Here is a 22,148-nt window from a genome sequence, read left to right as displayed (position 1 = left end):
CATGACCGGACCCGTTCGCAGACCCCTCCGCGCGTTGCTCACCGGACTCGTCACCGCCACCGCGGCGGCCGGGCTCGCCCTGACCGGCAGCGGCACCGCCCACGCCGCCACCCCGCTGCCCGCCCACGTGTTCGCCCCGTACTTCGAGGCGTACAACGGCGACAGCCTCTCCGGCCTGGCGTCGGCCTCCGGCAACAAATTCCTCACCATGGCGTTCATCCAGACGCCGTCCGTCGGCTCCTGCACCCCGTACTGGAACGGCGACAGCTCGCTGCCGATCGCCCAGGCGAACTTCGGCGCCGACATCGACACCCTCCAGGCGGGCGGCGGCGACGTCATCCCGTCCTTCGGCGGTTACGCGGCCGACAACAGCGGCACCGAGATCGCCGACAGTTGCACCAACGTCAGCTCGATCGCCGCGGCCTACGAGAAGGTCATCACGACCTACGACATCAGCCGGATCGACCTCGACATCGAGGACAACTCGCTGACCAACGCCGGCGGCATCGACCGCCGCAACAAGGCCGTGAAGATGGTCCAGGACTGGGCGGCGAGCAACGGCCGCTCGGTGCAGTTCTCCTACACCCTGCCGACCACCACCCACGGGCTGACCACCGGCACCGCGGGTGACGGCTCGGGCCTGTCGGTGATCCAGAACGCCATCTCCAACGGCGTCAAGGTCGACGTCGTGAACCTGATGACGTTCGACTACTACGACAACGCCACGCACAACATGGCGACCGACACCCAGACCGCCGCCACCGGCCTGCACGACCAGCTCGCCGGGCTCTACCCGTCGAAGACCGACGCGCAGATCTGGGGCATGGTCGGCGTCACGGAGATGCCCGGCATCGACGACTTCGGCGCGGCCGAGACCTTCACCACCGCCAACGCCACCACCGTCTACAACTGGGCGGTCAGCAAGGGCATCAACACGCTGTCCTTCTGGGCGCTCCAGCGCGACAACGGCGGCTGCCCCGGCCAGGGCGGCTCCGACACCTGCTCCGGCGTCGCACAGAGCACCTGGCAGTTCAGCCACACCTTCCAGCCCTTCACCGGCGGCGGCACCACCACCCCGCCCCCGGCGAACGACTTCTCGGTGTCGCTGACCCCGGCCTCCGGCTCCGTCGCGCCGGGCGGTTCCACCACCTCCAGCGTGCACACCGCCGTCGCCTCCGGCACCGCGCAGTCCGTCGCGCTGACGGTCTCCGGCGCCCCGGCCGGTGTCACCGCCACGCTCAGCCCGACCTCGGTGACCGCGGGCGGCAACGCCACCTTGTCGGTCGCCACCACGGCCTCGGCGGCCCCCGGCACGTACACCCTGACCGTCACCGGCAAGGCGGGCACCACGACCCACACCGCCGCGTACACGCTCACGGTCACCGGGACCACCACCGGCTGCACCGCCACCGCGTGGAACAGCAGCGCGGTCTACGTGGGCGGCAACACCGTCTCGTACGCCGGTCACACCTGGAAGGCCAAGTGGTGGACGACGGGCGAGACGCCCGGCACCACCGGTGAGTGGGGTGTCTGGCAGGACCTCGGCGCCTGCTGATCCGCCTCCCGCGGCGGCCGGGCCCCGGATTCGGGGTCCGGCCGCCGATCCTCTAAAGTCTGACCGTTGTCTACGAACATGTAGTCGTAACGGGCCGGGGCGATCACCGGCGGACAAGGGGCGGGACCACCCAATGAGCGTCATCGGCGTCGGCCAAGCCGTCATTCTCGGCGTCGTGGAAGGAGTGACCGAGTTCCTTCCGGTCTCCTCCACCGGGCACCTGAAAATGACCGAGGGCCTGATGAACATCCCGGTGGACGACAAGGCTGTCGTCGGCTTCACCGCGGTGATCCAGACCGGCGCCATCGCCGCCGTCTTCGTCTACTTCTTCTCCGACATCAAGCGGTTCGTCGGCGCCTGGTTCAAGGGGCTCGCGAACAAGAGGGAGCGCGACAACCACGACTACAAGTTCACCTGGTGGGTGATCTACGCGACCATCCCGATCGTCGTCGTCGGACTGGCCGCCAAGCCGCTGATCGACGGCGCCCTCGCGTCCTTGTGGGTCGTCGCCTTCTCGCTGATCGGCGGCAGCGTCGTCATGTGGTGCGCCGAGCAGATGGCGCGATTCAAGCGCGGCGAGGACCAGGTCACCTTCAAGGACGCGATGATCGTCGGCTGTTCGCAGATCCTCGCGCTGCTCTTCCCCGGCTTCTCCCGGTCGGGCGCCACCATCTCCACCGCGCTCATCCGCGACCTGGACCGGGTGGCCGCCACCCGCCTGTCGTTCTTCCTCGGCCTGCCCGCCCTCACCGGCGCGGGGCTGTACGAGTTGAAGGACGCCACCAGCGGGGGCGTCGGCGTGCCCGCGCTCGCCGTCGGCACCGTGGTGTCGTTCGTGATCGCCTACGTCTCCATCGCCTGGCTGCTGAAGTTCGTCGCCAAGCACTCGTTCAACTCCTTCGTGATCTACCGGATCGTGGTCGGCTTCCTGCTGATCGGCCTGCTGACGACGGACACGATCAGTTCCTGACTTACCGTCAGACGCACTCCGAGGGCCCGGCCGGGACGGCCGGGCCCTCTTTTCCGGCCGGATAGTTCACGACTTATTTTTTGATGTGTATTGACTCGCCGACGGGCGGCCCCTAGCGTCCACACCGCATCGCGACCCCACAACGCGACCGAGGAGACACGTGTGACTCAGGTCCCCACCGTGCCCGGCACGCCCACCCGCACATCCCGCACCCGCAGACGAACAGCCGCCATAGCGGCGGCGCTCGTCCTGCCGGTCTCGGCCTGTATCGCCCTGGTCACCGCACGGGACGCGGGCGCCGCCACCATCCCGGCCGCCCCGGCCAGCGTCACCAGCGTCAGCAGCGGCAAGTGCGTGGACGCGCGCGCCGCGGCCACCGCCAACGGCACAGCGGTGCAGCAGTACGCCTGCAACGGAAGCGCCGCCCAGCAGTGGCAGTTCACCGCCACCGACAGCGGCTACTACCGGATCGGCGTGTCCACCGCGCCCGCCCAGGTGTGGGACGTCACCGGCGTCTCCACCGCCGACAGCGCCACCACACAGCTCTGGCTGTACGGCGGCGGCAGCAACCAGCAGTGGCAGCCCGTCGCCGAGAGCAGCGGCGCCTTCCACTTCGTCAACCGCAACAGCGGCAAGTGCCTCGACGTGCCCGGCGCGTCGACCGCCGACAGCGTCCAGCTCCAGCAGTACACGTGCAACGGCACCACCGCGCAGTCGTTCAACGTCAGCGGCAGCGGCGGCGGCACCACGCCGCCGACCACCCCGCCCAGCGGCGGCGACCCCGACCTCGGCCCGAACACGGTCGTCTTCGACCCGTCGATGTCCGCCTCGACCATCCAGTCCAAGCTGAACTCGATCTTCAGCCAGCAGGAGACCAACCAGTTCGGCAGCCAGCGCTACGCGGTGCTCTTCAAGCCCGGCACCTACAGCGCGGACGTCAACGTCGGCTTCTACACCCAGGTCGCAGGACTCGGCCTGAGCCCCGACTCGGTCACCATCAACGGCAAGGTGCACGCCGAGGCCGACTGGTTCCAGGGCAACGCCACCCAGAACTTCTGGCGTGACGCCGAGAACATGTCCGTCAACCCGACCGGCGGCAGCGACCGTTGGGCCGTCTCGCAGGCCGCCCCGTACCGGCGGATGCACGTCCGCGGCAACCTCGCGCTGGACGACGGCGGCTGGTCGAGCGGCGGCTTCATCTCCGACTCCAAGATCGACGGGCAGATCCAGTCCGGCTCCCAGCAGCAGTTCCTCACCAAGGACACCGAGATGGGGTCCTGGAGCGGCTCCAACTGGAACATGGTCTTCGTCGGCGACAAGGGCGCGCCCGCGCAGAGCTTCCCGACGTACACCACCGTCGCCAGCGCGCCCGTGGTGCGCGAGAAGCCCTTCCTGTACATCGACAGCGCGGGCAAGTACCAGGTCTTCGTGCCCGCCCTCCAGTCCAACGCGTCCGGCACCACCTGGAGCGGGAAGACGCCGGCGGGACAGTCGCTGCCGATCGACCAGTTCTTCATCGTCAAGCCGGGCAACACCGCCTCGGACATCAACGCGGCGCTCGCGGCGGGCAAGAACCTGCTGTTCACGCCGGGTGTCTACCACCTGAACCAGACGATCAACGTGACCCGGCCCGACACCGTCGTCCTCGGTCTCGGTCTGGCCACGCTCGTCCCGGACGGCGGCGTCACCGCGCTGACCACGGCCGACGTGGACGGTGTGAAGCTGGCCGGGCTGCTCATCGACGCGGGCACCACCAACTCGCAGACGCTGATGCAGATCGGCCCGGCCGGCTCGTCCGCCAACCACGCGGCCGACCCGACCAGCCTGTCCGACGTCTTCTTCCGGATCGGCGGCGCGGCCGTCGGCAAGGCCACCCAGTCGCTGGTGGTCAACAGCAACAACGTCATCGGCGACCACATGTGGCTGTGGCGCGCCGACCACGGCAACGGCGGCACCGTCGGCTGGAACACCAACACCGCAGCCACGGGCCTCGTCGTCAACGGCCAGAACGTCACCATGTACGGCCTGTTCGTCGAGCACTACCAGCAGACCCAGGTGCAGTGGAACGGCAACGGCGGCAGAACGTACTTCTTCCAGAACGAGATGCCCTACGACCCGCCCAACCAGGCTTCCTGGATGAACGGTTCCTCGCAGGGCTACCCCGCCTACAAGGTGGCCGACTCGGTCACCAGCCATGAGGCGTGGGGGCTCGGCAGCTACTGCTACTTCTCCGCCAACTCCTCGGTGGTGTCGGCCAACTCCTTCCAGGTGCCCAACACCTCCGGGGTGAAGTTCCACGACATGGTGACCGTCTCGCTCGGCGGTGTCGGCACCATCAGCCATGTCATCAACACCACGGGAGCGGCCGTGAACAGCGGCCATCAGGTCACGTACCTGACCAGCTACCCCTAGTCACACAGGGGTACACGGGGGACACAGTGGGGCCGGCCGGCACAGGGGGCGCATCCCGTCGGCCGGCCCCTCTCCCGTGCGGTGACCCCCGCTCACCCGCGCCGTAACCCGCCTCCTCCCGTGCCGTGGCCGGGCACGGTGACGACCGACACACCCGTGGTCGAACACCGGAAGCCCCGGGAGTCCAGTCGCTATCGTCGGCAGACGCGCGGTGGTGCGCCGCGCGAGTTCCGCCCCCCGACGAGAGCGGAGTTCCGAATGACCCTCATCCTCAAGCCCGGAACGGCCTGGAGCGACGCGTGGCGGCGCGCCCTGCGGACCGCGCCCGAGGCATTCCGCGACGACCGTGTGCTGAATCTGTGGGACGGCCGCTGGCAGGCCGACGGCCGCCCGCTGCCCGCCACTTCACCGGTCGACGGCAGCCCGATAGCCGGGCCGCCCCGGCTCGACGCGGCCACCGCGCGACAGGCGGTACGCGCCGCGCTCGACGAACACCGGAGCTGGCGGCACGTACCGCTGCCCGACCGCAAGGCGCGTGTCTCGGCGACTCTGGACGCCCTCACCGAACACCGCGACCTGCTGGCCCTGTTGCTGGTCTGGGAGATCGGCAAGCCCTGGCGGCTGGCCCGCGCCGACGTGGACCGGGCCATCGACGGCGTCCGCTGGTACGTGGACGGCATCGAGCCGATGGTGGCGGGCCGCACCGCACTTGCCGGTCCCGTCTCCAACATCGCGAGCTGGAACTACCCGATGAGCGTGCTGGTGCACGCCATGCTCGTCCAGGCGCTCGCGGGCAACGCGGTCATCGCCAAGACGCCCACCGACGGCGGCCTGGCCTGCCTCACCCTCGCCGCCGCGCTCGCCAGGCGCGAGGGCATTCCCGTCACGCTGGTCAGCGGCAGCGGCGGCGAACTCTCCGAGGCCCTGGTGCAGTCCTCGGAGATCGGCTGCGTCTCCTTCGTCGGCGGCCGGGACACCGGCGCCCGGATCGCGACCGCCGTCGCCGACGTCGGCAAGCGGCACATCCTCGAACAGGAAGGGCTCAACTGCTGGGGCCTGTGGGAGTACAGCGACTGGGACGCCTTCGGCGCGCAGATCCCCAAGCTCTTCGACTACGCCAAGCAGCGCTGCACCGCCTACCCGCGGTTCGTCGTCCAGCGCTCCCGCTTCGCGGACTTCCTCGCCGCGTACCTCCCGGCGGTCAAGTCGGTCAGGACCGGCCACCCGTTGGCCGTCTCCGCGCCCGACGACCCGCTGCCCGCACTCGACTTCGGGCCGCTGATCAACGCGGCCAAGGCGAAGGAGCTGGCCGATCTGGTCGCCGAGGCCGTCGACCGCGGCGCGGTGCCGCTGCACCACGGCGCCCTCGACCCCGGCCTCTTCCTCCCCGGCCAGGACACCTCCGCCTACCTCGCCCCGGTCACGCTGCTGGGCCCTCCGCCGTCCTCGCCGCTCCACCACACCGAGCCCTTCGGACCCGTCGACACGATCGTCCTGGTCGACACCGAGGCCGAGCTGCTCTCCGCCATGAACGCCAGCAACGGCGCCCTGGTGGCCGCCCTGTCCTGCGACGACCCGCGCACCACCGAACGCCTCGCCTCCCAGGTCCGCGCCTTCAAGGTCGGCCGCGGCGCGCCCCGCTCCCGCGGTGACCGCGACGAACTCTTCGGCGGCCTGGGCGCCTCCTGGCGCGGCGCCTTCGTCGGCGGCGAACTCCTCGTCCACGCCGTCACCGAAGGCCCCACCCTCGACCGCCTCCCGGGCAACTTCCCCGACTACCAATTGCCCGCGGCCTAGGGAGGCGCCCTGGGTGAGGCCGCGGTTGCGGCGAGCCGTGCGGGGGAGCCCTCTTGCGCAGACTCACCGCGATCCCCTTTTTTTGCCGCCCTCTCGCCTCCGGCGGCTTAGATCCGGTGTCGACAGTCGATCGTGCTCGCTCCCTCGTTCCTCGGTCGCTGTGCGCGTTCTCCCTTTCGACACCGGCGCCGCCTTCGGCTCGCTGGCTACCGGCGAACCCACCTGCGCAGCGGTGAAGCGGCGGTGAACCGTGCTCAGAAAAACCCCGGTCGACCCATCCCCCCACGGGTGGGCCGACCGGGGCCGACGGTGGTCGACCGCTGCGTCAGGACAGCGTCGAGGCTGCCGGGTCCCACGCGTCCGGCAGCGGTGACACGGCCGGGGCGCTGGTTTCGAGGGTGCGGACGGTGTGCTCTTGCGCGGCGTCCGTCACCGTGGCCATCAAGTCGAGTACGTGCTGGGCGAGTTCGCCGGAGGCGCGGTGCTCGGTGCCGCCCCGGATGGCGCGGGCCATGTCCAGGACGCCCAGGCCGCGACCGGCGACCGTACCGGTGACGGGCAGGTCACGCCAGTCGTCGTCACCGAACGCCCGGACCTGCAAAGGCCCTTCGAAGGTGTTCGGGTCGGGCAGCGACAGCGTGCCCTCGGTGCCGGTGACCTCGATGAGGCGGCGCGGCACCGAGGAGTCGAAGCTGAAGGTCGCCGAGCCGCTGGGGCCACCGGCGAAGTCCAGCAACGCGTGCACGTGCGTGGGCACTTCCACCGCGAAGGACGTGCCCTCCTTCGGCCCGGAACCGATCACCCGCTGGGCACGCGCCTGCCGCGCCGAGGCCGAGACCCGCGCCACCGGCCCGAACAGCGCGACCAGCGCCGTCAGATAGTACGGACCGATGTCGAAGAGCGGCCCGGCACCGTACTGGAAGAGGAACTCCGGGTTCGGGTGCCACGACTCGGGGCCGGGCCCCTGCGTGACGGCGGTCGCGCTCACCGGCTCGCCGATGACCCCGGCGGCCAGCGCCCGCTGCGCGGACTGGAGCCCGGCCCCGAGAAAGGTGTCGGGAGCGCTCCCGACCCGCAGCCCGCGCGACCGCGCCTCGGCCAGGATCTTCGCCCCGTCGGCCGGCGCCAGCGCGAGCGGCTTCTCGCCGTAGACGTGCTTGCCCGCCTGGAGGGCGGCCGTGGCGACCTCCGCGTGCACGGCCGGGATCGTCAGGTTGACGACGATCTCCACCTCGGGGATCGCCAGCACCGACGCGAGGTCGCCCGCGGCCGGAATCCCGTACGTCCCGGCCGCCGTACGGGCCCGCTCGACGTCGATGTCGGCGACGGCGAGCACCCGCAGGTCGGGGAAGGCGGTGAGATGGTCCAGATACTGCGCGCTGATGACACCGGCGCCGACGACGGCGACGCCGACCGGGCCTGTGGTCATGAACGCTCCAGCGCGGTGAGGTAGGAGAGGCTTTCCGCGACGGCCTCGAAGATGTCGCCCGCGCAGGAGTCGAGTTCGACGATCCGCTGCGCGTCGGGCGCGGCGGCCAGGATCGACGGCACGTCGATGCTGCCCTTGCCGACCGTGGTGTGCGGCTCGTCCTTCACACCGGGACCGTCCTTGACGTGCAGCGCCAGCACCCGGTCGCCCAGCGCGCGCAGCAGCGCCGGCACATCGGCCCCGCCGACCGCCGCCCAGTACGTGTCGACCTCCAGGAACACCTCGGGGGCCAACCGGTCCGCCAGCTCCTCCAGCGCGGTCCTGCCGTCGAAGCGCGGCTCGATCTCCCACCAGTGGTTGTGGTAGCCGATCCGCATACCGCGCTCGGCGGCCTTCTCGGCGAAGCCGTTGAGGAGGTCCGCGGTGCGCGAGAGACCGTCGGGGGTGGTGAACTCCTCGTGTGCGATCCCGCCGGGGATGATCACCAGGTCGGTGCCGACCGTGGCGATCGCGTCGAAGACCTCCGACGCCTCCTTGTCGAACAGGGCGTACGCGTGCGTGCTGTTGACGCTCAGCCCCAGGTCGTCGGCGACCTTGCGGAAACCGGTCGGGTCGGCCGTGGGGTCGTACGCCTCGACGGCGGTGTAACCGATCCCGGCGAGGCGGGACAGCGTGCCGTCGCGGTCGGCGGCGATCTGGTCCCGGAGGGTGTAGAGCTGGATGCTCAAGGGCGTGGCCATCGTGACGATGCCTCCTGGAAGTACGGCGGGTGCGGGTACGGCGGGTGCGGGTACGGCGGGTACTGCGCGTGCGGGTGGTGCGGGGGAGCGGCGGCCGGCGGTGACACGCGGTCGGATCAGCCGACGATCAACGGCCGCAGCGTGCGGTGGGCGATCTCCAGACCCTGGGTGATCCGCTGGACGTCGCCGCTCCAGACGGGGTCCTCGTGCTCGACGGAGAGCGTGCCCGTGAAGCCGCCCTCGTAAAGGGTGTCGACGATCCGGCGCCAGTCGACGTCGCCGAGCCCCGGCACCCGGTAGCGCCACCAACCGCTGTCCCAGCCGTCGGTCCGCGCCACCGACCGGCCGAAGAAGCCGTAACGGTCCCTGGCCCGCGGGTCGAGCTGCGCGTCCTTGGCCTGCGCGTGCGGAATGCGGTCGATGTACGGCTTCAGCGCCTCGACCGGGTCGATGCCCAGCCACAGCAGGTGCGAGGGGTCGTAGTTGAGATAGAGGCCGAGGCCGAACATCCACTCCCACAGCTCGGGGGAGTAGGCGAGGTTGCCCGGATAGCCGTCCGGGTGCCAGCCCTCCATCACGCAGTTCTCGATGATGATCTTCACACCGCGCTCGCCCGCGTACTCCACCAGCGGCGGCAGCTCCCGCTCGGCCAGCGCGATGTTCTCCTTCACCGTCAGACCGGGGTGGCGGCCGACGAACGTGCCGACGTAGTCCACGCCCAGCAGTTGGGCGGCGTCCACATTGGCGCGTACGTGGGCGGCGATCTCCGCCCTGCGGGTCTCGTCCGGGTGCAGGTTGTTCTCGTAGTACGCCAGCGCGGACAGCGTCAGGCCGTGCCGGTCGAACAGGCCGCGCACCTCGTCGGCCCGCTGCTTGCCGAAGCCGGTCACGTCGATGTGGCTGGCCTCGAACTCCCGTGAGCCGGTGGACGGCCAGGTGGCCACCTCCAGCGACTGGTAGTCGTGCGAGGCCGCCCACGCGGCGATCTCGTCCAGCGGGAGCTGCGGAAGGCAGGCGGTCAGGAAGCCCAGCTTCATCTCAGGAGACCTCTTTCCAGGTCCGGTCCGCCGCCGATTTCAGTACGGCCTCGGTCAGGCGCACCATGCGGGCGGCGTCGTCGAAGGTGGGGAACGTGCCCCCGGTGCCGTCGGCCGAGGACCCGCCCGCCGCGCCCGGGGCGCGGATCGCTGCGTGCACATCGCGGACGAAGGCGGCGAAACAGTCGAGATATCCCATCGGGTGGCCGCCGGGGACCACCGAGAGCCGGGCCGCGGCGGGCGAGAGCGTGGCCGGGTCGCGCAGCACCGCCGCGTTCTCACCGCGGCTGCCGACGAACAGCGACTCGGGGTTCTCCTGGTCGAAGGCGAGCGAGGTCCGCGTGCCGTCCACCTCGAACCACAGCCGGTTCTTCCGGCCGGGCGAGATCTGCGAGACGGTCACGGAACCGGTGGCACCGCGATCGGTGCGGAACAGGAGCTGCACCACGTCCTCGGTGTCCGGCCTGACCCGCGCGCCGCCGTCGCCGGCGGGACCCGTACGGTCCACGGTCTGGCTGACCGCGGTCAGCTCCGCGATCCGGTGCCCGGTCACCCACTCCACCAGGTCGCACCAGTGCGAGCCGATGTCGGCGAAGGCGCGGGAGGGCCCGCCCGCGGCCGCGTCGACCCGCCAGTTGGTGTCGCCCGGCTCCGAGAGCCAGTCCTGGAGGTAGTGGCCGTGCACCAGCCGGACCTCGCCCGCCCGGCCGTCCAGCACGCGGGACCGCGCCTCGGCCGCCATCGGGTGGTAGCGGTAGACGAACGGCACCGCCGCCACCAGACCGCTGTCCGCGGCGAGCGCCGCGAGCGCGTCCGCGGTGGCCGACGACGTGGTCAGCGGCTTCTCGCACACCACGTGCTTGCCCGCCCGCAGCGCCAGTTCGGCGAGCCCGGCGTGCGCGTCGTTGGGCGTACAGATGTGCACCACGTCGACGTCGTCACTGGTGACCAGCGCCTCCGAGGAGTCGAAGGCCCGCTCGACCCCGAGCGCCGCCGCGGCCTCCTTGGCCCGCGCGGGCGTCGACGCGCTGACCCCGACCACCGGGGCACCGCTCCTGCGCACCGCGTCCAGGTGCACCTGGCCGATCATCCCCACACCGGCGATGGCCGTACGCAGTGCCGGACGCGATGACGTGCGCAGCGAAGAACCCGCTGTAACCGAGCTAGTCCCGCCCACAAGTGCCCTCCCTTTCCGCTTGCTTGAAACGCTAGCCACCGCTGTTTCGGTTGACAATGGCAATATTTCCGCTATCTTCTGTCATAAATCGGGGGCCGGGCCGTACAGGACGCGGACCGGGACGACGGACGTACGGCGCAGGGGAGGGCAGGAACCGGTGACAGCCGCAAGCGACCGGCAGTTGACCGCGCTCAGCGAACTGGCGGGACTGGTGGCGGGCGGCGCCACCCGGCGCAGCCAACTCGCCACCGCCACCGGGCTGTCCAGGGCCGCGGTCGCCCAGCGGGTGGACCTGCTGATCGCCAAGGGACTGCTGGTCGAGACCGGCACCATGGCCACCGAGCGCGGGCGCCCGCCGCTCACCCTCCAACTCGCCTCGCGGAACGCGGTGGTCTGCGCCGTCGACCTCGGCGCCACCCACCGCACGGTCGCCGTCGCCGAACTCGGCGGCCGGGTCCTCGCCGAAGCAACCGAAGCCCTCGACATCAACGCGGGACCCGAGGCCGTACTGACCGGGGTGCACGAGCAGATCGGCCGCCTGCTGGCCGACGCGGGACACCCAGCCGACCACGTACGCGCGATCAGCATCGGCGTGCCGGGCCCGGTCGAGGCCCGCACCGGTACGGTGATCCGGCCGCCGATCATGCGCGGCTGGGACGGCTACCGGGTCCCCGGCTTCTTCGCCGGGCGCTACCACGCGCCCGTCCTCGTCGACAACGACGTCAACATGATGGCCCTGGGCGAGTACGGCCACCGTCCGGCCACCGCCCATCTGCTGTACGTCAAGGTCGGTACGGGCATCGGCTGCGGCATCGTCTCCGGCGGCGTCGTGCACCGCGGGGCCAGCGGCGCCGCGGGCGACATCGGCCACATCCGCGTACCGGGCCACGACGACGTGCTGTGCCACTGCGGCAACACCGGCTGCGTCGAGGCCGTCGCCTCGGGAGCGGCCATCGCGGCGAAGCTGCGGGAGGCAGGGTTGCCCGCCGAGCACGCCGCCGACGTGGTCCGCCTCGTGGCCGCGGGCGACCCGGTGGCCCGCCGCCAGGTACGGCTGGCCGCCCAACGGCTCGGCGACGTCCTGGCCTCGCTGGTCAGCTTCTACAACCCCGACACCATCGTGCTCGGCGGCAGCATCGCCAGCCTCCACGACGACCTGCTCGCCGACATCCGCGGCGCCGTCTACCGCAGGGCCCTCCCACTGGCCACCAGAACCGTCGCCATCGAGACCACGATGCTCGGCCGCAGGGCGGGCATCGAGGGCGCGCGGCGGCTGGCGGTGCAGCATCTGCTCTCGCCCGAGGGCATCGGACACGTGCTCGCGGAGCCCGCGGTCTGAACCACTGTTGCCCCCATACCTGCCGGTGGACGCGCGTCACGTCAACTCACGGACCCATGACGGCTTTGGCGTATGGGTCGCGTACGCCCCCGCGGTGTGGGCATGCTGGTCCCATGGATGCGCACGGCGACGATGTTCCTGCCTACCAGTCGATCCGGGTCACCACGCCCGAGTCCCCGGTCGCGGCGCTCGCCGACATCGAGGCGTGGAAGGCGAGAAAAACCTACCCCTCGATGCTGTTCGCGGGCGGCCCGGTCTTCGGCATCGCGTGCGAACTGGAGTCCGGCGGCTGGGAGTTGCACCCGTACTTCAGCGGACTCGCCCCGCAGGACGCCCGCGACAGCCTCGGCTCCCACTTCCGCCGCCTCGCCCACGCGGCCGACGAGGCCGGTGACGCCGAGGCCCGGGCCGAACTCCTCGCCGCGGGCGAGCGCATGGACTGGGAAGCCCTCGACGAGGTGACGGTACGCGGCAGCCGCTACCGCGTGGTGCGCGCCGAACGCTTCATCCGCATGGGGCCCGACGGTCCCGAACCCCCGCGCGACACCGACCCCGACCCGAGCGGCCCCGGCGAGTCCGGCGGCTTCGACCCCGCCGCGGGCCTGGTCATCGACCCCGTCAACGCGACCGGCATGTCCGAGGGCATCCTCAAGGTGGAACTCCTCGCCGCCCTCCGCAAAAGCGGCACCGTCCCCGCCGACGTCCGCGACGACTCACGGCACGCCGCCGACACCCACCCCGGCGGTGTCCTGCTCCCCGCCACCTTCATGACCGCGGAACGCGACGGCGGCAGTTGGCGCCCCGACTCCAGCGGCACCGCCACCACCCCGCAGGCGGCCCGCGACGGCCTCGCCATGCAACTGCGCGTCATGCTCCCCTGGCAGAAGGACCTCAGCCCCGAGCAGCGCGAGATCTACTCCCGCGCCGCCGACCACCTCGACGAACACCGCTGCGACGAACTCGACGTCGCAGGACGCCACTTCCGCGTGATCCGCGTCGAACGCCTCATCCGCATCGGCCCCGACGGCCCCGAGGGCCCCCGCCCCTCCGACCCCGACCCCACCCCGCCCGTCATGGTTCAGGACCAGCAACTGCGCGAACAGGGCCTCCTCACCGACGAGGACGAGGAGCCCGACCCCGAACCGGACGAGCACATGCGGAAGTTCATGCGCCTCTTCGAGGAAGAACGGCTCCGCCGGGACAACCTCAAGAACAAGCCCCACCCCTGACCCACCCAGCCGGGCACCGCTGCGCCCAAGAGCCTGCGCCCCTGCGGTACGGCGGCGTGGGGAGGCGGAGGGGCGGCAAAAGAGGGGAGGGACGGTGCGCCCGCGCAAGGCGCCCCCTCACCCCTGACCTCCCCCTCCCACCCCCCACCAGTAATGAGCCGCATACGACCGCCACGGGCGCCACCTCTCCGTCCCGGGCGGCACCGGCTCCGTCGAGGGGAAGACGTCCGGGTCGCCGAGGGCGCGCATGCGGATGTGGGCCGCGGTCAGGGGAGTGATGCCGGGGACGGTCAGGAGGGACCGTTCGGCGGCGTCGCGGTCGGCGCCCGGGTCGAGGACGACCGTACCGTCGGCGAGGGCGCGGCAGAGGTCTCTGACGGGGGAGCGGCCGGCCGGACTGCCCAGGTCGGCCTCGGTCAGATCCTCGGCCCGCGGGAAGAGGTGCGTGAGGGCGCCGTCGGGGGCTCTCAGCGGGGTGCCGTATCGGGCGACCAAGGCGGCCAGGGGCGCCGGGGAGAACGGCGCGGCGCCTTCGCCCAGGGCGGCGCGGACGGCGTGTTCCGCCGGGTCGGGGGAGCCGGGGGAGCGGAGGCCGGGAAGGGCGGCGACCAGCGGGGCCAAGCGCGGGTCGGAGCCCAGGCGTTCGGCGACCGCGTACGGATCGGCGTCGAGGTCGAAGAGCCGGCGGACGCGCTGGGTGGCCGTGGTGAGGTCGCGGAGATCGCCCAGGTGGAGTCGGCAGTCCAGCCAATTGCCTGTGCCGGGCCGCTCGGCGACCTCGGCGATGCCCGTGCCGTGGGGGAGCCGCAGGGTACGGCGGTACGTACGGCTGCCGGGGGCGCCGACGATCTCCTCGACGCCGGGCACGGCGCGTGCGGCGAGGAAGTCGAAGACCCGCGCGGAGGCGTAGGGGCCCCGGAAGGCCAGCCGGAGCGGCACCCCGGCGGCCCCGCCCACCGGCCCGGAGCGCGCGTCCGTGCGCAGCTCGGTCGGGGTGGCGGCGTAGATCTCCCGGATCGTCTCGTTGAACTGCCGCACGCTCGCGAAGCCCGACGCGAAGGCGATCTCGGCGGCCTGGAGCGAGGTGGTCTGGAGGAGCACCCGCGCGGTGTGGCCGCGCTGCGCCCTGGCCAGGGCGATCGGCCCGGCGCCCAGCTCGGCGTTGAGCTGCCGCTGCACCTGCCGGGCGCTGTAGCCGAGCCGGGTGGCGAGGCCCGCGACGCCCTCGCGGTCGACGACGCCGTCCCCGATGAGCCGCATCGCGCGGCCCACCACGTCGGCCCGCGCGTTCCAGTCGGCGGAACCCGGCACCGCGTCCGGCCTGCACCGGCGGCAGGCCCGGAAGCCCGCGCCCTGGGCCGCGGCGGCGGTCGCGTGGAAGGACACGTTCTCGCGCTTCGGGGTGATCGCGGGGCAGCTCGGACGGCAGTAGATCCCGGTCGTGGCCACGGCGAAGAAGAAGACTCCGTCGAAGCGCGCGTCCCGGCTGCTCACCGCCTCGTATCTGCTGTCCTCGACTGTCACGCGTCCCAGTATGCGAGGGCTCCGGCGCCCCGAGCTGGCGGAAATCGGACACGGCCTTCCGGCGAGCGCGGGCGTCCCCGGAGCCCCGCCCCCCGGGGGCACCGGCGTCAGCGTGGCCGGACCGCCCGCGGCCCCACGACGGCCGCGCCGACCTCCGTGACGCGCGCTCGCAGGCCACGGTCGGCGGTGACGACGAGGCACGGGCGGTCGGGGTCCGCGGTGCGGGAGCGGGCGGCGACCTCGGTGATGAGGTCGTCGCCGCTGCCGGGCGCGGACTCCACGCGTACGCCGGGTACCGGCTCGACGCCGCGCGCCGCGCCCTCGACGATCAGGACGATGTCCAGCCGGTGGCCGCGGGCCCACGGCGGGGCGCCGCTGTCCTCGGCGAGGCCGGACGCGGCGAGCGGTACGAGCGCGTCGCGCAGCCGCTCGGCGGAGCCGCGCCGGTCGCGCCACCAGCCGTCGGGCACCGAGCCGACGACGTTGGCGCCGTCCACGACGAGCAGGGGTGCGGTCGGCGCGCTCGTCACCGGCCGCCCGCCAGGTGTGGGAAGCGGAATTCGGTGCGGCTGCGGAAGACCTCGTCGGGGCGCAGCTCGGTCGAGGGGTACTCGGGGTGGTTCGGCGAGTCCGGCAGGTGCTGGGTCTCCAGGCACACCGCGTCGTGCGCGTGGTACGTCCGCCCGTCGGGGCCGGTCAGCGAACCGTCGAGCTTGTTGGCCGTGTAGACCTGGATGGCCGGTTGCGTGGTGCGCACCTCCATCACCCGGCCGCTGTCGGGGTCGGAGAGGACGGCGGCGACCCGCGGCTCGCCCACGGCCTCGCCCGTACCGCCGCAGTTGCCGCGCAGCACGAAGCAGTGGTCGTACCCTCCGGCCGTCTTGATCTGCGGGTCGGCGTCCCGCACGCCGTCGCCGAGGGGGCGCGGCTCGTTGAGGTCGAACGGCGTCCCCTCCACGGCCTGTTCCGGCCCCCAGGGGATGGACTCGGGCGTGGCGGGCAGGAAGCGGTCGGCGTCGACGTACAGGGTGTGGCGCAGCACGTCGCCTCCCGCGATCCGCGACGCGGCTTCGGCGCCGTCCCTCGCCTCCGACCCGCCCAGGTTGAAGTACGCGTGGTTGGTCAGGTTGACCACCGTCGGCCGGTCGCTGCGCGCCTCGAAGTCCAGCGACAGCGTCCCGTCGTCGTCGAGCGCGTACGTCACCGTGACGTCCATCGCGCCGGGGAAGCCCATGTCGCCGTCCGGGCTGTGCAGCGTCAGCCGCAGCGCGCCGGGCAGCGGCTCGGCCCGCCAGACGCGGCTGTCGAAGCCCTCGGGGCCGCCGTGCAGATTGTGGCCGCCGTCGTTGTCCGGGAGCCGGTAGTGGCGGCCGTTGAGCGTGAAGCGGGCTTCGCTGATCCGGTTGGCGTAACGGCCGACGAGCGCGCCGAAGTACGGGGTGTCGGAGGCGTACGCCGCCAGGTCGGGCAGGGACAGCACCACGTTGGCGGGGCGGCCCGTCGGGTCGGGCACGTGCAGCGCGTGCAGGACGCCGCCGTAGGTGAGGATCTCGGCGCTCACCCCGGAGGCCGAGCTGAGCCGCCAGCGTTCCACTCGCCACCCGTCGGGAGTGGTGCCGAAGGGTTCGCTGAGCGGGGTGGGACGGGGCATCGGCAGTCCTCGTAAAGGGGGTCGGGGCGACGGATGCCGGACGCGGCGGACGTCCGACGGCGGGAAGGCGGCGGGAAGGCGGCGAGAAGACGACGGGGAGACCGGGCGGGGAAACCGGCCGGGGGCGCGACCACGGGCGACCACGGGCGGGCACCGGTGGCCGACCCCCCGGGGGACAACGCTACGCGGCGCGCTCACCCCGCTCTGGGCGCGGTCGACTCCCTGGTGACCAGCGTGTATCCGGGCGTGATCCGCTCCGGCCTGATCTGCGGCGTACCGGTCAGCCGCGCCACGACCCGCTCCACGGCGAGCCGTGCGATGGCCTGTTTGTCCGGTGACACCGTGGTGAGCGCGATCGTCGAGAAGCGGCCCTCCTCGACGTCGTCGAAGCCGACCACCGACACGTCCTGCGGCACCCGCAGCCCGCGCTCGACCAGGGCCCGCATCGCGCCGAGCGCCATCAGGTCGTTGTACGCGAACACGGCGTCGGGGCGGGTGCCGCGGTCGAGCAGCGCGTTCATCGCGGCGGCGCCGTCCCAGCGGCCGTAGCCGTCGGTGGCGGCCACCAGCGAGTCGTCGTCCGGCAGCCCGGCCGCCGCCAGCTCCTCGCGCCAGCCGCGCAGTCGCAGGTGCGCCGGTTGCCTGGCGCTCTCCCTGCGGGCGCCGAGGAACGCGATCCGCCGGTGCCCGAGGCCGGTCAGGTGCCGTACGGCGGTACGGGCCGCCGCCACGTTGTCGATGGCGATCTGGTCGTACGGGGCGTCGTACTCCCGCTCGCCGAGCAGCACCAGCGGCGCGTCGTCCATGCGGCCCAGCAGGTCCGCGGCCTCCAATTCGATCGGGCTGAGGATCAGGCCGTCGATAACATGGGCCCGGAAGCCCTGCGAGACCAGCACCTCCTTCTCGCGCTGGCCCGCGGTGTGGTCGAGCAGCACCGTGTAGTCGTGCCGGGCGGCGGCGTCGATGACGGCCCCGGCCAGCTCCGCGAAGTACGGGTTGCCGAGTTCGGGGACGGCCAGCGCGATGATGCCGGTGCGGCCCTTCCGGAGATGGCGGGCCGTCAGATTCGGCCGGTAGCCCAGCTCGTCGATGGCCCGCTGCACGCGCTCCCGCATCCCCGGCGTGACATGCGGATAGTTGTTCACCACATTCGACACGGTCTTGACGGACACGCCCGCCAGTCGCGCGACATCCTTCAGGCTGGCGCCCACGGAGTTCCTTCCCTCGGCCGACCTCGTGCGAGGCGCGGCGGTTCCGGCCTCAGTGTGCTGGAGCCGGTCCCGCGGATCGCGGACGGCCCCTCCCGGCCCGGTCAGGTGCCCCGGCGGGCGGCCGACAGATAGCGCTGGGCGACGACGACCACGATCAGGAAGCCGCCGCTGACCACCGACTGGTAGGAGGAGTTGAGCGAACCGATCTGATTGATCAGATTCTGGATCACACCGAGCAGCAGCACGCCCCACAGCGTGCCCGACACCGAACCCGCGCCACCGACCAGCAGCGTGCCGCCAATCACCACCGCGGAGATCGCGTCCAGCTCCATGCCGACACCGATGATGGTCACACCCGAGGACAGCCGGGCCGCGTTCAACGCGCCCGCCAGCCCCGCGAGCAGCCCGCTGAGCGTATAGACCAGCACCTTCGTACGGGCCACCGGCAGCCCCATCAGCAGCGCCGCGTCACCGCTGCCGCCGACGGCGAACAGCGCCTGGCCGAACGAGGTGCGCTGGAGCACGAGGCCGCCGACCCCGAACAGGGCCAGCGCGATCAGCACCGGGTAGCCGAAGCCCCACACCGCGCCGCCGCCCAGCTCCTGGAAGGCCGAGCCGCGCGGCACGAGATACGTGGTGGCGCCCTCGTGGGTGAGCGCGAGCAGCAGCCCGCGCGCGCCGAGCAGCGAGGCCAGCGTCACGATGAACGGGGCCATCCCGGCCCGTGCGACCAGCAGTCCGTTGAAGGTGCCGATCGCGCCGCACACCACGAGCGGCACCAGCAGCGCGGGCAGGAATCCGTACTGCGAGGCCCACGCGGCCAGTACACCGCCGAGCGCGAAGACCGAGCCGACCGACAGGTCGATGCCGCCGGTGACGATCACCATCGTCATGCCGAGCGCGACGATCGACAGGAACGACGCCTGGATGGTGATGCCGCGCGTGTTGTCGAGGGTGGCGAAGGAGTCGAAGACGAAGGACGAGATCAGGCAGAGCAGGACGAGGACGGCCAGGACGCCCTGGCGCTGGAGGAGTTCGGCGGCGCGCTGCCGCCCGGAGGGGCGCGACTCCGCGCTCACCGGCAGCGGCGCGTCACCGGCCACGGCGAGCGCGGGAGCGGGGGCGGCTGTTTTCACGAGGGCTTTCATCGGGATCGACGCTCCCGGGCGACGTAGACGGCGACGAGGATGATGCCCGCCTGGACCATCTGGGCGGTGGAGTCGTGCAGATTGTGGGTGACGAGCGTGGCGTGCAGGAGCTGCATCAGCAGCGCGCCGAACACCGTGCCGAGGACGCGTACCGAGCCGCCGGTCAGCGGGGTGCCGCCGACCACGACCGCGGTGATGGCCGACAGCTCCATCAGATTGCCCAGCGAGGACGGGTCGCTGGCGGTCAGCCGCGCGGTGGCGAGCACACCCGCGAGCGAGGCCAGCACCCCGCACAGCACGTACACGCCGATCAGCACCCGTTTGACGGGGAGTCCGGCGAGCCTGGCCGCGGCACGGTTGCCGCCGATGGCCACCAACTGGCGTCCGAAGGTGGTGCGTTGCACCAGGAAGGCGACCAACAGCGCGAGCACGCCCGCGATCAGGACGACGATCGGGACGCCGAGCACGCTGTTCGTGCCGAGGTCCAGCAGATTCTGGTTCTCGATCTGCTTGAGCTTCCCGTCGGCGATGACCAGGGCCAGGCCCCGGCCGCCGACGAAGAGCGCCAGGGTGGCCACGATGGGTTGCAGCCCGACCAGCGACACCAGCGAGCCGTTGATCAGGCCGACGAGCACACCGGCGAGCAGCGCCACCGACAGCGCGGGCAGCAGGCCGTATCCGAGGTAGAGCGGCAGCACGGAACTGGCCAGCGCCATCGTGGAGCCCACCGACAGGTCGACGCCCTCGGTGCCGATCACCAGCGCCATGCCCAGTGCCACGATGACGACGGGGGAGACCTGGACGAGCTGCGTGCGCAGATTGTCCGTCGTCATGAAGTGGTCGGTGAAGACGCCGTTGAAGACCAGCAGCGCGGCGACCGCGGCGTACACGCCGTACCGCTGGAGCCAGTCCGCGATCCGCGACCGGTCCAGGCCGCGCGGGAGTGAGTACGGGGCCGAGGTCATCGCGGGTCCTCCTTCGCGGTGGCGGAGCCGGATTCCGCCGCGGGAGCGGGTGCGGGCTCTGCGTCGGCGGGTACGGGCTCCGGGTCCGCGTCCGCGGGTTCCGGGTCGGTGTCCGGCGCGGCGGCGCTGTCGTCGTCCCCGGTCTCCGCCAGTACGGCGAGCAACGCGCTCTCCTCGACGTCGTCGCCGGTCAGCTCACCGGCCACCGCTCCGGCGCGCAGCACCACGATGCGGTCGGCGCCCTCGACCAGCTCCTCGATGTCGGAGGAGATCAGCAGGACGGCCAGGCCCTCTCCCGCGAGGTCGTCGATCAGCGACTGCACCTCGGCCTTGGCGCCGACGTCGATGCCGCGGGTGGGCTCGTCCAGCAGCAGCACCTTCGGCTCCAGGCAGAGCCAGCGGGCCAGCAGCACCTTCTGCTGATTGCCGCCGGACAGCTCGCCGACCTTCTGCTCGGGGCCCGCGGCCTTGATCCGCAGCCGCTTCATGAAGATGTCGACGATCCGGTCCTGCCGCTGCCGGGACACGATCCCGGCGCGGGACAGCCGGGGCATCGCGGCCAGCACGATGTTCTCCCGGACCGAGAGGCCGGGCACGATGCCCTCGGCCTTGCGGTCCTCGGGCAGCAGGCTGACCCCGGCCCTGATCGCGGCGGACGGGGTGAGGCGGCGCACGGTGTGCCCGCCGACGGTGACCTCGCCGCTGTCCAGTGACAGCGCCCCGGACAGCGCCTTGGCGGTCTCGCTGCGCCCCGAGCCCAACAGGCCGCCGAGGCCCAGCACTTCGCAGGGCCGCAGGTCGAGGCCGATGTCGTGCAGCAGGTGACGGCGGGTCAGTCCCCGCGCCGTGAGCACCGGTTGGCGCTCGGCGGTGTGTCCCTCGCCGAAGCTGGTGGCACCGTGCCTGCGGACCTCGGCGATCTCCCGGCCGAGCATCAGCGAGACCAGCCGCACCCGGTCGGTGTCGGCCAGGTCGCCGCTGTGCACGAGGCGGCCGTCGCGCAGGACGGTGACGCGGTCGCAGATCCGGTACAGCTCGTCCATCCGGTGGCTGACGTACAGGATCGAGATGCCGCGCTCGTGCAGCTCACGGATCACCCGGAACAGCGTCTCGACCTCGCGCGGTTCGAGCGACGAGGTGGGCTCGTCCATGACGACCACCCGGGCCCGCACGGAGACGGCGCGGGCGAGCGCGACCATCTGCTGGGTGCCGATGCCCAGGGTGTGCAGCGGGCGGCGCGGGTCGGCGGTGATGCCGAATCCGCCGAGGAGTTCCGCGGTCTCGCGGTGCATCCGGGGGAAGTCGATCAGCCCGAAGCGGTTCTTCGGCTCCCGGCCCAGGAAGATGTTGCGGGCCACGCTCATCAGCGGGACCAGGTTCACCTCCTGGTAGATGGTCGAGATCCCGGCCCGCTGCGCCTCGTGCGGGTGGTGGAAGGCGATCGGCTCGCCCGCCAGTCGCAGTTCGCCGTCGTCGGGCCGGTAGACCCCGGTGAGCAGCTTGATCAGCGTCGACTTGCCCGCGCCGTTCTCCCCGACCAGCGCGTGGATCTCGCCCTCGCGCAGGGTGAAGGAGACGTCGTCGAGCGCCACCACGCCGGGGAAGCGTTTGCTGACGCGGACGGCCTCCAGTACGGCCCCGGCCGCCGGTGGCGGGCTCGGCGGACCGGGCGGCGCGGACTGGGCCGCGGCGGCTTCGGGTGGTGCCATGGTCGTGGCCTTCCGGGGTCGCGGGGAAGCGGGAACTCTTCTAGGGGCTGACGGGCTGTACGGGCTCTACTGGTGGGGCGGGCTCTTACGGGCTGGGCGGGCTCTACGGGTTGGGCAGGCTCTACGAATGGGGCGGCCCGGCAGGCGGCGGCCCTGTGGTCGTACGGGCTTCAGGCGCCCCCACCGGCTCGACAGCCCGGCGGGCCGACCCGCCGATGGTGCGGCGTACGGCGGGGAGGCACCCCGCCGTACGCC

At 72.0% G+C, this 22,148-nt stretch carries 17 protein-coding genes; 6 read left to right on the top strand and 11 right to left on the bottom strand.

Features of this window, described 5'->3' with window-relative positions; all coding sequences use genetic code 11:
* Position 1: 1 nt before the first annotated feature.
* From ACZ37P_RS19355 to ACZ37P_RS19340, 4 genes are all read left to right on the top strand, one after another.
* Positions 2 to 1,555 carry a chitinase gene (locus ACZ37P_RS19355; protein WP_355347790.1) on the top strand — a complete coding sequence of 518 codons (1,554 nt, stop codon included), beginning with the start codon at positions 2 to 4 and terminating at the stop codon, positions 1,553 to 1,555.
* 133 nt (positions 1,556 to 1,688) lie between these two features.
* Positions 1,689 to 2,525 carry an undecaprenyl-diphosphate phosphatase gene (locus ACZ37P_RS19350; protein WP_355347787.1) on the top strand — a complete coding sequence of 279 codons (837 nt, stop codon included), beginning with the start codon at positions 1,689 to 1,691 and terminating at the stop codon, positions 2,523 to 2,525.
* Positions 2,526 to 2,687: 162 nt separating this feature from the next.
* On the top strand, positions 2,688 to 4,937 hold the full coding sequence (locus tag ACZ37P_RS19345; RefSeq protein WP_391050685.1) for an RICIN domain-containing protein: 2,250 nt from the start codon (positions 2,688 to 2,690) through the stop codon (positions 4,935 to 4,937).
* Positions 4,938 to 5,195: 258 nt separating this feature from the next.
* The gene (locus ACZ37P_RS19340; RefSeq protein WP_467347629.1) at positions 5,196 to 6,734 is read left to right on the top strand and encodes an aldehyde dehydrogenase family protein; all 1,539 of its coding nucleotides are present in this window, start codon (positions 5,196 to 5,198) and stop codon (positions 6,732 to 6,734) included.
* 325 nt (positions 6,735 to 7,059) lie between these two features.
* Here ACZ37P_RS19340 and ACZ37P_RS19335 read toward each other — a convergent pair whose 3' ends face one another.
* The 4 genes from ACZ37P_RS19335 to ACZ37P_RS19320 all read right to left on the bottom strand — a co-directional run bounded on the left by ACZ37P_RS19335 (position 7,060) and on the right by ACZ37P_RS19320 (position 11,117).
* Complete coding sequence (locus tag ACZ37P_RS19335) at positions 7,060 to 8,163, bottom strand: Gfo/Idh/MocA family protein (RefSeq protein WP_401314356.1); 1,104 nt, start codon at positions 8,161 to 8,163, stop codon at positions 7,060 to 7,062.
* Entirely contained in the window at positions 8,160 to 8,903 is a 744-nt protein-coding gene (locus ACZ37P_RS19330) for a sugar phosphate isomerase/epimerase family protein (RefSeq protein ID WP_467347627.1), read from the bottom strand. Before ACZ37P_RS19330 ends, ACZ37P_RS19335 begins: the two co-directional genes overlap by 4 nt.
* A gap of 116 nt (positions 8,904 to 9,019) precedes the next feature.
* On the bottom strand, positions 9,020 to 9,940 hold the full coding sequence (locus ACZ37P_RS19325; protein WP_355347775.1) for a sugar phosphate isomerase/epimerase family protein: 921 nt from the start codon (positions 9,938 to 9,940) through the stop codon (positions 9,020 to 9,022).
* Position 9,941: 1 nt separating this feature from the next.
* Positions 9,942 to 11,117 (bottom strand): Gfo/Idh/MocA family protein, encoded by a 1,176-nt coding sequence (locus tag ACZ37P_RS19320; protein ID WP_391160688.1) that lies wholly within the window; start codon positions 11,115 to 11,117, stop codon positions 9,942 to 9,944.
* Positions 11,118 to 11,274: 157 nt separating this feature from the next.
* On the opposite strand from ACZ37P_RS19320, the gene ACZ37P_RS19315 reads away from it, so the two are divergent.
* Positions 11,275 to 12,456, top strand: a complete 1,182-nt coding sequence (locus tag ACZ37P_RS19315; protein ID WP_317452715.1) for an ROK family protein — start codon at positions 11,275 to 11,277, stop codon at positions 12,454 to 12,456.
* 113 nt (positions 12,457 to 12,569) lie between these two features.
* The gene (locus ACZ37P_RS19310) at positions 12,570 to 13,685 is read left to right on the top strand and encodes a DUF5954 family protein (RefSeq protein WP_467347624.1); all 1,116 of its coding nucleotides are present in this window, start codon (positions 12,570 to 12,572) and stop codon (positions 13,683 to 13,685) included.
* A 117-nt stretch (positions 13,686 to 13,802) separates the two neighbouring features.
* Here ACZ37P_RS19310 and ACZ37P_RS19305 read toward each other — a convergent pair whose 3' ends face one another.
* From ACZ37P_RS19305 to ACZ37P_RS19275, 7 genes are all read right to left on the bottom strand, one after another.
* Complete coding sequence (locus ACZ37P_RS19305; protein WP_467347623.1) at positions 13,803 to 15,209, bottom strand: AlkA N-terminal domain-containing protein; 1,407 nt, start codon at positions 15,207 to 15,209, stop codon at positions 13,803 to 13,805.
* A gap of 107 nt (positions 15,210 to 15,316) precedes the next feature.
* The gene (locus ACZ37P_RS19300; RefSeq protein ID WP_355347762.1) at positions 15,317 to 15,739 is read right to left on the bottom strand and encodes a PIN domain-containing protein; all 423 of its coding nucleotides are present in this window, start codon (positions 15,737 to 15,739) and stop codon (positions 15,317 to 15,319) included.
* The gene (locus tag ACZ37P_RS19295) at positions 15,736 to 16,860 is read right to left on the bottom strand and encodes an aldose epimerase family protein (RefSeq protein ID WP_355347759.1); all 1,125 of its coding nucleotides are present in this window, start codon (positions 16,858 to 16,860) and stop codon (positions 15,736 to 15,738) included. The genes ACZ37P_RS19300 and ACZ37P_RS19295 overlap by 4 nt, the downstream gene beginning before the upstream one ends.
* Positions 16,861 to 17,054: 194 nt before the next feature.
* Positions 17,055 to 18,071 (bottom strand): LacI family DNA-binding transcriptional regulator, encoded by a 1,017-nt coding sequence (locus ACZ37P_RS19290; RefSeq protein ID WP_355347756.1) that lies wholly within the window; start codon positions 18,069 to 18,071, stop codon positions 17,055 to 17,057.
* Between the two features lie 101 nt (positions 18,072 to 18,172).
* Positions 18,173 to 19,207 carry an ABC transporter permease gene (locus tag ACZ37P_RS19285; RefSeq protein ID WP_467347622.1) on the bottom strand — a complete coding sequence of 345 codons (1,035 nt, stop codon included), beginning with the start codon at positions 19,205 to 19,207 and terminating at the stop codon, positions 18,173 to 18,175.
* A gap of 8 nt (positions 19,208 to 19,215) precedes the next feature.
* Positions 19,216 to 20,184 (bottom strand): ABC transporter permease, encoded by a 969-nt coding sequence (locus tag ACZ37P_RS19280; RefSeq protein WP_355347753.1) that lies wholly within the window; start codon positions 20,182 to 20,184, stop codon positions 19,216 to 19,218.
* A complete protein-coding gene (locus ACZ37P_RS19275; RefSeq protein WP_467347621.1) occupies positions 20,181 to 21,893 on the bottom strand; it encodes a sugar ABC transporter ATP-binding protein in 1,713 nt (570 codons plus the stop codon). The genes ACZ37P_RS19280 and ACZ37P_RS19275 overlap by 4 nt, the downstream gene beginning before the upstream one ends.
* Between the last annotated feature and the right edge of the window lie 255 nt (positions 21,894 to 22,148).

It is taken from the genome of Streptomyces sp. NPDC024632 (genome assembly GCF_055559175.1).
The sequence above is the reverse complement of the archived record's forward strand: the minus strand, read 5'-3'. Positions and strand labels throughout refer to the sequence as shown.